Below are 9,239 nucleotides of genomic sequence, written 5' to 3' on the forward strand. Positions count from 1 at the left end.
GCCTTGTGCCGCGAAAGGGCCGCAAGGCGGCCCCAGGATTTCAGCGTGAAAGCAGAAATCGCCGGGGCTGCTCTGCAGCCCTTTCGCGGCACAAGGCCGCTCCTACAGCGGGCGTGCAAGTTCATTGTGTAGGCCCTCTGTTAGACTCGGCCTTTTTGCCATGTCAACGGAGCAGCCCATGATCATCTCTACCACCAGCCAACTCGAAGGCCGCCCGGTTGCCGAGTGCCTCGGCGTGGTCAGCGCCGAATCGGTGCAGGGGATCAACTTCGTGCGTGATTTCTTCGCACGCTTTCGCGACGTCTTCGGCGGCCGTTCGCAGACCCTGGAAGGCGCACTGAAGCTGGCCCGCGAGCAGGCCACCGAGGAGCTGCAGGCGCGGGCACGGCAGTTGCAAGCCGATGCAGTGCTGGGTGTGGACTTCGAGATCAGCATGCCGTCGGTGCAGGGCGGCATGGTCGTGGTGTTCGCCACCGGCACGGCGGTGCGCCTGAAATAGCAAAATGCCATTGGTCGGGCCAGGGGATTTTGTCCGACTGGTCTGCAAATGACCGGCTAGTCTCACTTCATCAGGCCGCCGCTTCACTTGGGCAAACACGCTGTTTGCCGGCGCGGTCAGCATTGGAGGGAGTCACGGGCATGAACGAATCCTACGTCGAAGACTTGAACGATTCATTTCCGATCAACAATCAGGTGTGGTGCGGCCAGTCGGCGTTCCGGCTGGGTTTCGCCAACATGACCCTGGACGAGTCGGAGCAGCTTCAACCGGCGCACCTGCAGCGTGCCAAGAAGGGTCGCTTCACCCCGCGGCTACCGCCGAAAAAGTGAACCTGCGCAACCACCACCCCGCCCAACGGCGGGGTTTTTTTTGCATTCATTGATCCTGCGCATGGCAACGCAGGGTCGTGCTCGTCGCAGGCCCGCCGCTGTGGTTTGCTTGCGCGATTCACTCAGGGAGTACCGATTCAATGCGTATCAGGGAAGAAACCTACTGGCAGTGGGCCGACCCACAGTTGCACAGCCGCAGCCACGACGAGGCGCTGAGCGACGGCACCTGCATCGAGGTGCAGGTGCGTCTGTCGCGCCTGGGTGCCACGCAGATGTTCCTGGGGGTGTATGCCCAGGGGGGCAGGGCGCTGGTGGAGGAGTACTACCCGGCGCGCCCCGGCGAGACCATGACCCGCGCGCTGGTGTGGGGCGTGGACCGGGCCCGCGCCCTGGCCACGGGCGCCTTGCCGCTGCCCGTGCAGGCGCCGCGGCGGCTTCAGGCCTGAGGGTGGCGGTTGCGGCTGGCCTGGACGATGCGTTCGGCGGGCACCCGTAGCTGGCGCAACAGGTATTCGGCAAAGTCCACGGGCCAGGGTTGCAGGGCAATGGCCCGGGCCATGCAGTCCAGCCACTGCGCGCTGTGGCTTTCGTCGATTGGCCATTGCGCGTGGAACGACGGAATGGCGATCGAGCCATAGCGCTCGCTGTACAGGCTCGGCCCGCCCAGCCAGCCACTGAGAAAGCACGCCAGCTTGTCACGCGAAGCAGACAGGTCGTGCGGGTGCATGCGCCGTAGGGGCGCGGCATCCGGCCGCTCATCCATCAACCGATAGAAATCGTCGACCAGCCGGCGCAGGCCATCGATGCCGCCGGCGGCCTGGTAGGAGGCATCGTCGGTGCCGTAGGTGGGGGTGATCATTAGATGCTCCGCTGCACAGAAGCGGCCATTCTAGCAGGCATGAAAAAGCCCGGCCTTGTGGGGCCGGGCTCAAGCTGTGGTGGACGACGGGGTGTGTCAGTTCAGCGTGTCGATCACCTTGACTGCCTGGTGCTCGCGGGCGCCGGGCCATTCTTGTTGCAGGGTCTGCAGCACGCGGCCGACGAAACCGGTGTCGGCGGCGGCCTTCTTGCCGACGTAGCCTTGGCCACGGCGGTAGACCTTGAAGCGGGCGCGCATGCTGGGCATGTGCGACTCGAATTCGTTTTCGACCGTGTTCGGCGGCAGGCGGTCCAGGCGTACTTCGCCGGACTGGCTGACCCACAGCAGATGGTCGTCGAGGCTGTCCTTGCGCGCGGCGAACAGCTGGGCCAATTGGTCGATGGTTGGATTGTTGTTCAAGTTCATCATTAAAGCCCCCATTACCCTATTCGTTGGGTGAAGTTCGTTGTGAAGTTCACATTCGGCGCCACAACATGTAGCGCACTAACCAAAGCTGCTACAGCAGCATCGCAACAGGGGCTTTCTCACGCTGCCTTCTGGGCAGTTTCCCTCTCCACGGACGGCCTGCGTTACCGCGCAAGCCGTCTGGAACACCCTTGCCACCGCTCCCGATCAGGGAGACGGCCTCATCATGCCCAAGGCCCGGGAAGGGCGTCAATAGGTTTGTAGTGAATATTTTTGTTCACTACATGTTGTCCGACAATCCTGCATTTGCTGTCAGACCAAACCGTTATCGCCGTGCTCAAGGAAGCCCGGGCGTTGCCGCAGCCGGGCATGGTAGGCCTCCAGCGCCGGCAGCTGTGGGTGCTCCAGCGGGGTGCGGCGCCAGCGGTTGAGCGACAGGCCGATGACCACGTCGGCCAGGCTGAAATCGCTACCGGCGATGTAGGCGCCGGTGACCTGCAGGCGTTGCTCCAGCAGGCCCATCCGGGCGTTCCACAACGCGCTGCTGGCGGCCAGCTGTGCCGGGTCCTGGTGGGCTGGCGACTGGCGCACCAGCGACATGAACGGGTAGCGCCAGGCGTCGTTGAGGTCGGTGGCCTGCCAGTCCAGCCACTGGTCCACGGCGGCCCGGGCGCGTGGCGCCGACGGGTACAGGTGGCCGCCGTCGTACTGGTTGACCAGGTAGCGCAGGATGCTGTTGGACTCCCACAGCACGAAATCGCCATCGATGATCACGGGCACCATGGCGTTGGGGTTCAGGGCCAGGAACGCGGGCGTGTCGGTGGCCTGGAAGCCGCTGCCCCAGTCTTCGCGCTGGTACGGCAGGTTGAGTTCGGCGCAGGTCCACAGCACCTTGCGTACGTTGATCGACGAAGCCTTGCCAAGGATCTTCAACATGCTCATTGCTCCAGGCTGGAGAGGATGCGTTGCGCGGCGCGCACACGCTCCTCGTTGGGGTAGTTGCGGTTGGCGAGCAGGACGATGCCCATCTGCTTGGCGGGCACGAAGGCAGCGTAGGCACCGAAGCCGCCGGTAGCGCCGGTCTTGTTGTACCAGGCTGCAGGTTCGGCAGGCGCTGATGGGCTCAAGGCACGGGTGGCCTGGGGTTCGCGGATCATCTTCGCGCCGTTGCCGGCCAGCAGGGTGTCGAGCGTGACCGGATAGGGGTAGCGCTCCCAGCCCAGGCCCTGGGTCATCGCGCCGACCTGGAAGTAGCCGCCCTGGGTGATGGCGATGGCCTTGCGCAGGGCCGGGTCGAGCTCGGCGGGCTGCACCTGCAACTGCACGTAGCGCAGCAGGTCGCTGGCGCTGGTCTTGATGCCGTAGGCCTCGTCGGCATAAGGGCCCGGATTCACCCGCACCGGTTTGTCGGCAGCATCGTAGCCCTGGGCATAGAGCCCGCGTTCCTTGGCCGGCACCTCAAGATAGGTGTGCTTGAGGCCCAGGCGTGGTAGCAGCTCCTGGGTCATCAGATCGGCGAAAGGGCGCTGCTGCGAACGGGCGGCGAGATCACCGAACAGGCCCAGGCTCGGGTTCGAATAGCAGCGTTGGGTGCCGTGCTCGGCAACGCGTTTCCAGTTTTTCAACCAGGCCAGGGTCTGCTCGGGCGTTTGCACCTCGTCCGGGAACTGCAGCGGCAGGCAATCGCCGCTGTAGGCGCCCAGCTCCAGCACGCTGGCGCTGCCGATTGGCGCATTGGCCAGGGCCGGCTGGTAGCGGCTGGCGGGGGCGTTGAGGTCAAGCTTGCCTTCGGCGCTGGCCAGGGCGGCGAGGGTGGCGGTGAAGGTCTTGCTCAGCGAGCCGATCTCGAACAGGGTGTCGCGGGTCACGGCCTGTTTGTCGTGCTTGTTGGCCCAGCCATAGCTGAAGTAATGCGACTGACCATTGGCGTAGACCGCCACGGCCATGCCGGCGATGCCTTGTTCGCGCATCAGCGGCTGGATGATGCCATCGACTTGGCTTTGCAGGTCATCGGCCAGCAGTGGTGGTGCCGCGAGCGCCAGGGCGGCGGTAAGCAGTGCGCGGTGGGTGCGGATCATCGAAAAGGGCTGTCCTTGTCAGGGGCGGGGAGATGGTGTCCGTTGCGCGACACTGGCAGGGGTTCCAGCGTTAGCGGCGCAAGGCCCGAAACCTTATCGTCTGGCCTTGCACAATGACAAGACGGAACCTGTGATGAAGTATTTGCGCATGCTGTTCGACAATTTCACCCTGGCCTTGCTCGGGGTGGTGCTGATTGCCACCGTGCTGCCCTGTTCCGGCGAGGGCGCGCTGCTGTTCGGTTGGTTGACCAACCTGGCCATCGGCCTGCTGTTCTTCCTGCATGGCGCCAAGCTGTCGCGGGAGGCGATCATCGCCGGTGCCGGGCACTGGCGCCTGCACCTGCTGGTGTTCTCCTGTACGTTCGTGTTGTTCCCGCTGCTGGGCATGGCGTTCAAGCCGCTGTTCGTGCCGCTGGTGGGCAATGAGCTGTACCTGGGTGTGCTGTACCTGTGCGCCTTGCCGGCCACGGTGCAGTCGGCCATCGCCTTCACTTCGCTGGCCCGTGGCAACGTGCCGGCGGCGATCTGCAGCGCCGCGGCATCGAGCCTGCTGGGCATCTTCCTGACGCCGCTGCTGGTCATGATGCTGCTCGGTGCGTCCGGCGATACCGGTTCGGGGCTGGACGCCGTGCTGAAGATCACCTTGCAACTGCTGGTGCCGTTCGTGGCCGGGCAGATTGCTCGGCGCTGGATCGGTGACTGGGTCAAGCGTAATGCGCGCTGGCTGAAGCTGGTCGACCAGGGCTCGATTCTGCTGGTGGTCTACACCGCGTTCAGCGAAGCGGTGGTCACCGGCCTGTGGCACACCGTGTCGCCGCAACACCTGGCCGGGCTGTTCGCCGTGTGCGGGATCCTGCTGGCGGTGGTGCTGTTGGGTACCCGCGTGCTCGGGCGGGTGCTGGGGTTCAGTGTGGAAGACCGCATCACCATCCTGTTCGCGGGCTCCAAGAAAAGCCTGGCCACCGGCGTGCCGATGGCCCAGGTGCTGTTCGTGGGCAGTGGTATCGGGGCGATGATCCTGCCCTTGATGCTGTTCCACCAGATCCAGCTGATGGTCTGCGCGGTCCTGGCGCAGCGTTATGCCGCGCGGGAATCCGCGGGTGAGGCGGCGACCGCAGGCTAGCCGAGGGTACGCTCGATGCCGCCCAGTACCAGGCTCTCCATCAGCGCCAGGCCCTGCGCTTCGCCCAGATCGCGCTCGCGCAGCCAGCCTGGCAGCTGGTTGAGCAGGGTCGCCAGCACATGCCCGGTGGCGGCCAGGGCGGCGCCTTCGAGCCGTGCTTGCGGAGCGATCAGGCGCAGCAGGCCGGCCTCATAGCGCTCGCGCAACAGCAGCAGGCGCGCCTGCTGTGCCTCGCTGAGGCAACAGAAGTCGCGCTCGGCCAGGCGGAACTGCAACGGACGTTCGCCATGCAGCTGCCAGTGCGCGGCAATCAGGCAGGCCAGCACCGGCTTGCCCTTGGCCAAGGCCCTGCGGCCTTGGTCGAGGGTGGCCTGGAGCTCTTCGTAGAGCTCCTCGATCAGGTCGTAGAGCAGGTCCTGCTTGCTGGGGAAGTGGTGGTACAGCGAGCCCGCGGTCAGCCCCACGTGCGCCGCCAGTTCACGCATGCTGACCTGGCCGAAGCCCTTTTCGGCGAACAGCGCCATGGCCCTGTCACGCCGCTCTTCGAAGTTGGCGCAGCGCATCGCCGCGTTGACCGGGGGCATGGCCTGCTCCTTAGTAGGTGAAGAAGCCGCGACCGCTCTTGCGGCCCAGATAGCCGGCGGCAACCATTTCCTTGAGCAGCGGGGCAGGGCGGTACTTGCTGTCGTTGAAGCCCTCATGGAAGGCCTCCATGATCGCCAGCAAGGTGTCCAGGCCCACCAGGTCGGCCAGGGCCAGCGGGCCGATCGGCTGGTTGCAGCCCAGGCGCATGCCGGTGTCGATGTCCTCGGCACTGGCCAGGCCTTCCTGGCGCACGAAGATGGCCTCGTTGATCATCGGCACCAGGATGCGGTTGACCACGAAGCCAGGGCGGTTGCCGGCGGTGATCGGGGTCTTGCCGAGCTTTTCGGTGACCAGCAGCGCCTGGGCGTAGGTGCTGTCGCTGGTCTGCAGGCCACGGATGATCTCGACCAGGGCCATCATCGGCACCGGGTTGAAGAAGTGCACGCCGATGAAGCGCTCGGGGTGCTCGATGCTGGCGGCCAGTTGGGTGACCGACAGTGACGAGGTGTTGGTGGCGATCAGGCAGTCGTTGCCGACGTTGACCGCCACCTGCTGCAGGATGCGCTGCTTGAGCTGCAGGTTCTCGGTGGCCGCCTCGATCACCAGCTGCGCGCTGGCCAGTTGGGCGTAGTCGGTGCTGGTGCGAATGCGGGTTTTCGCCGCCGCTGCGGTGCCTGCATCCAGGGTGCCCTTGTTGACCTGGCGCTCGAGGTTCTTGCCCAGGGTGGCCACGCCACGCTCCAGCGCGGCGTCGGACACGTCCACCAGCAGCACCTGGTAGCCGGCCACCGCGCATACCTGCGCGATGCCGTTGCCCATGGTGCCGGCGCCGATCACGGCGATCTGTTCGATAGTCATGTTGCCGGCTCCTTACACGCGTTCGAATACGACGGCGATACCCTGGCCGCCGCCGATGCACATGGTGGCCAGGGCGTAGCGGCCCTGCACACGCTGCAGTTCATGGATCGCCTTGGTGGCGATGATCGCGCCGGTGGCGCCAACCGGGTGGCCCAGGGAAATGCCCGAACCGTTGGGGTTGACCTTCTCCGGGTCGAAGCCCAGGGCGCGGGATACGGCGCAGGCCTGGGAGGCGAAGGCTTCGTTGGACTCGATCACATCCAGGTCGGCGACATTCAGGCCGGCCTTTTCCAGCACTTTCCTGGTCGCCGGGATCGGGCCCAGGCCCATCAACTCGGGCTCTACGCCGGCATGGGCGTAGGCCACCAGGCGCGCCAGCGGCTTCAGGCCCAGGCGCTGCACGGCGTCACCGGTGGTCAGCACCAGGGCGGCGGCGCCGTCGTTGATGCTGCTGGCGTTGCCGGCGGTGACGCTGCCGTCTTTCTTGAACGCAGGCTTCATGCCGGCCAGTTGCTCGGCGCTGGCTTCGCCACGCACGTTTTCATCGACGCTGAACTGCACGCTGCCTTTGCGGGTCTTGATCTCGATCGGCACGATCTGGCTGTCGAAGCGGCCTTCGGCAATGGCGCGGGCGGCGCGGCGCTGGCTGGTCAGGGCCACTTCGTCCTGCATTTCGCGGGTGATGCCGTGGGCCGCCGCGACGTTCTCGGCGGTGATGCCCATGTGGAAGTGCTCGAACGGGTCCTGGAGGATGCCGACCATGTAGTCGATACCCTGCAAGTCACCCATGCGCGCGCCCCAACGGGCTTGTGGCAGCAGGTACGGGCCGCGGCTCATGGATTCGGCGCCGGCGGCCAGGGCGATGTCGCTTTCACCCAGCAACAGGCCCTGGGCGGCCGAGACGATGGCCTGCAGGCCCGAGCCGCACAGGCGGTTGACGTTGAAGGCAGGGGTTTCCTTGGGCACGCCGGCATTCATCGAGGCCAGGCGGCTCAGGTAGGCGTCGCGGGGTTCGGTGGGGATCACGGTGCCCATCACCACGTGGCCGATCTGCTCGGCGCTCACGCCCGAGCGCTCGATGGCGGCGCGGGTGACCTGGGTGGCCAGGTCGGCCAGCGGCAGGTCCTTGAGCGAACCGCCAAAACTGCCGATGGCCGAACGCACTGCGCTGACGACGTAGATTTCTGTGCTGCTCATAAAGGCTCCGTTTGCAAAGACATGGCGGGGCGGGGGCCGGCTCTGCGAGAATGGCGCCGCCTCAGGACTTGTATGAAAAGTGGATCGAGTCTAGGCAAAGGCCTCAAGGCGGCCTATGCCGGATCTGTTCAGTCAACCTGACATTTTTTGCCACTCAGCATAGACAGCGAACTTCAGCCATGCGCGATAGCGATACGGTCGCGGTGTACTTTCTCAACGCCATGCTGCACGCCTTGCGAGAACGCCCGCAGGCGCGCGATGCCCACCTGCGCGCAGTAGGCATCGAGCCTGGGTTGTTGGCGCAGCCCCAGGCGCGGGTGCCGGCCAAGGCCTTCGCCCAGTTGTGGCTGGCGTTGATCGACGAGCTCAACGATGAGTTCTTTCATCTCGACAGCCATGGCATGCCGCTGGGCAGCTTCGCCCTGATCTGCCGTGGGTTGATCCAGGAGCCCAACCTGGACAAGGCCTTGCGTCAGTGCCTGAGCAGCTTCGCGCTGTTTTTGCGTGATCTGCGCGGCACTGTCACGGTGCGCGGTGCGCGTGCGGTGATCAGCGTGCAGTCGAGCATCGAAGACCCGCTGACCCGGGTGTACGCCGAGGAAACCTACCTGGTGCTGGTGGTCGGCCTGCTGTGCTGGCTGGCCGGGCGGCGCATCGCCATCGACCGTACCGAGCTTGCGTTGACGCGCCCGGCCCAGGAGGACGACGCCTTGCTGTGGGGGCCGGACCTGCGCCTGGGCAGTGGTCGTACCGAGGTGGAGTTCGACAGCGCCTGGCTGCGTTTGCCGGTGATGCAGGATCTGCCTGCCCTGAAGACTTTTTTACGCAGTGCGCCCCAAGGGCTGGTGATCCGCTTTCGCAATCAGAACGGCCTGGTGGCGGAGGTGTACCGGCACTTGCGCGCCCGCCACTATGGGCAGTGGCCAACCCTGAATGCCATGGCCGAGGGGCAACGGCTCAGTGCCAGCAGCTTCCGCCGCCAGTTGGAGCGCGAAGGGCGTTCGTACCAGCAGATCAAGGACGAAGTGCGCCGGGCGATGGCCTTCGAGCTATTGCGCGAGGGTTGCCTGAGTATTGCCGAGATTGCCGAGCAGACTGGTTTCCAGGAGCCCAGCGCGTTTCACCGGGCGTTCAAGAAGTGGACAGGGCAGAGTCCGGGCAGTTACCGGGCCAGGCTTAGAGTGGTCTAGAGCCATCTCTGCACCGATGCCATGAACTTGCGTTTGATTCGAGTCCGCTGGGGCCGCTGCGCAGCCCTATCGCGGCACAAGGCCGCTCCTACAGT

The 9,239-nt window shown here is 65.5% G+C and carries 12 protein-coding genes; 5 read left to right on the top strand and 7 right to left on the bottom strand.

Annotated features, from left to right (window positions below):
- Positions 1–178: 178 nt before the first annotated feature.
- From ABE459_RS24695 to ABE459_RS24705, 3 genes are all read left to right on the top strand, one after another.
- Positions 179–499 carry a YbjQ family protein gene (locus ABE459_RS24695; protein ID WP_323833748.1) on the top strand — a complete coding sequence of 107 codons (321 nt, stop codon included), beginning with the start codon at positions 179–181 and terminating at the stop codon, positions 497–499.
- Positions 500–639: 140 nt separating this feature from the next.
- Positions 640–828, top strand: a complete 189-nt coding sequence (locus ABE459_RS24700) for a hypothetical protein (protein WP_125463870.1) — start codon at positions 640–642, stop codon at positions 826–828.
- A 140-nt stretch (positions 829–968) separates the two neighbouring features.
- Positions 969–1,274 (top strand): hypothetical protein, encoded by a 306-nt coding sequence (locus ABE459_RS24705; RefSeq protein WP_125463871.1) that lies wholly within the window; start codon positions 969–971, stop codon positions 1,272–1,274.
- On the opposite strand, the gene ABE459_RS24710 is transcribed toward ABE459_RS24705, so the two are convergent.
- From ABE459_RS24710 to ampC, 4 genes are all read right to left on the bottom strand, one after another.
- Entirely contained in the window at positions 1,265–1,687 is a 423-nt protein-coding gene (locus tag ABE459_RS24710) for a group II truncated hemoglobin (protein WP_125858440.1), read from the bottom strand. The genes ABE459_RS24705 and ABE459_RS24710 overlap by 10 nt on opposite strands.
- 96 nt (positions 1,688–1,783) lie before the next feature.
- Positions 1,784–2,116 carry a hypothetical protein gene (locus tag ABE459_RS24715; RefSeq protein ID WP_110995763.1) on the bottom strand — a complete coding sequence of 111 codons (333 nt, stop codon included), beginning with the start codon at positions 2,114–2,116 and terminating at the stop codon, positions 1,784–1,786.
- A 309-nt stretch (positions 2,117–2,425) separates the two neighbouring features.
- Positions 2,426–3,049, bottom strand: a complete 624-nt coding sequence (locus ABE459_RS24720; RefSeq protein ID WP_323833745.1) for a glutathione S-transferase — start codon at positions 3,047–3,049, stop codon at positions 2,426–2,428.
- Between the two features lie 2 nt (positions 3,050–3,051).
- Positions 3,052–4,191, bottom strand: a complete 1,140-nt coding sequence (gene ampC / locus ABE459_RS24725; RefSeq protein ID WP_258706450.1) for a class C beta-lactamase — start codon at positions 4,189–4,191, stop codon at positions 3,052–3,054.
- Positions 4,192–4,324: 133 nt separating this feature from the next.
- Here ampC and ABE459_RS24730 point away from each other — a divergent pair, with 133 nt between their 5' ends.
- Positions 4,325–5,314 carry a bile acid:sodium symporter family protein gene (locus ABE459_RS24730; RefSeq protein WP_258706451.1) on the top strand — a complete coding sequence of 330 codons (990 nt, stop codon included), beginning with the start codon at positions 4,325–4,327 and terminating at the stop codon, positions 5,312–5,314.
- On the opposite strand, the gene ABE459_RS24735 is transcribed toward ABE459_RS24730, so the two are convergent.
- Genes ABE459_RS24735 through ABE459_RS24745 form a run of 3 tightly spaced genes read right to left on the bottom strand, consistent with a single transcriptional unit; the run spans position 5,311 to position 7,954 of the window.
- Positions 5,311–5,898 (bottom strand): TetR/AcrR family transcriptional regulator, encoded by a 588-nt coding sequence (locus ABE459_RS24735; RefSeq protein ID WP_110995767.1) that lies wholly within the window; start codon positions 5,896–5,898, stop codon positions 5,311–5,313. The two genes, ABE459_RS24730 and ABE459_RS24735, sit on opposite strands and share 4 nt — an antisense overlap.
- A gap of 10 nt (positions 5,899–5,908) precedes the next feature.
- Entirely contained in the window at positions 5,909–6,757 is an 849-nt protein-coding gene (locus tag ABE459_RS24740; protein WP_125858443.1) for a 3-hydroxybutyryl-CoA dehydrogenase, read from the bottom strand.
- A 12-nt stretch (positions 6,758–6,769) separates the two neighbouring features.
- Complete coding sequence (locus ABE459_RS24745; RefSeq protein WP_323833743.1) at positions 6,770–7,954, bottom strand: acetyl-CoA C-acyltransferase family protein; 1,185 nt, start codon at positions 7,952–7,954, stop codon at positions 6,770–6,772.
- 179 nt (positions 7,955–8,133) lie between these two features.
- Between ABE459_RS24745 and ABE459_RS24750 the strand changes: the two genes are divergently transcribed.
- Positions 8,134–9,144 (top strand): AraC family transcriptional regulator, encoded by a 1,011-nt coding sequence (locus tag ABE459_RS24750; protein ID WP_258646380.1) that lies wholly within the window; start codon positions 8,134–8,136, stop codon positions 9,142–9,144.
- The last annotated feature ends 95 nt before the right edge of the window (positions 9,145–9,239 follow it).

The sequence above is a fragment of the Pseudomonas sp. TWI923 genome (assembly GCF_039673365.1).
GTDB classification, from domain to species: Bacteria; Pseudomonadota; Gammaproteobacteria; order Pseudomonadales; family Pseudomonadaceae; genus Aquipseudomonas; species Aquipseudomonas sichuanensis.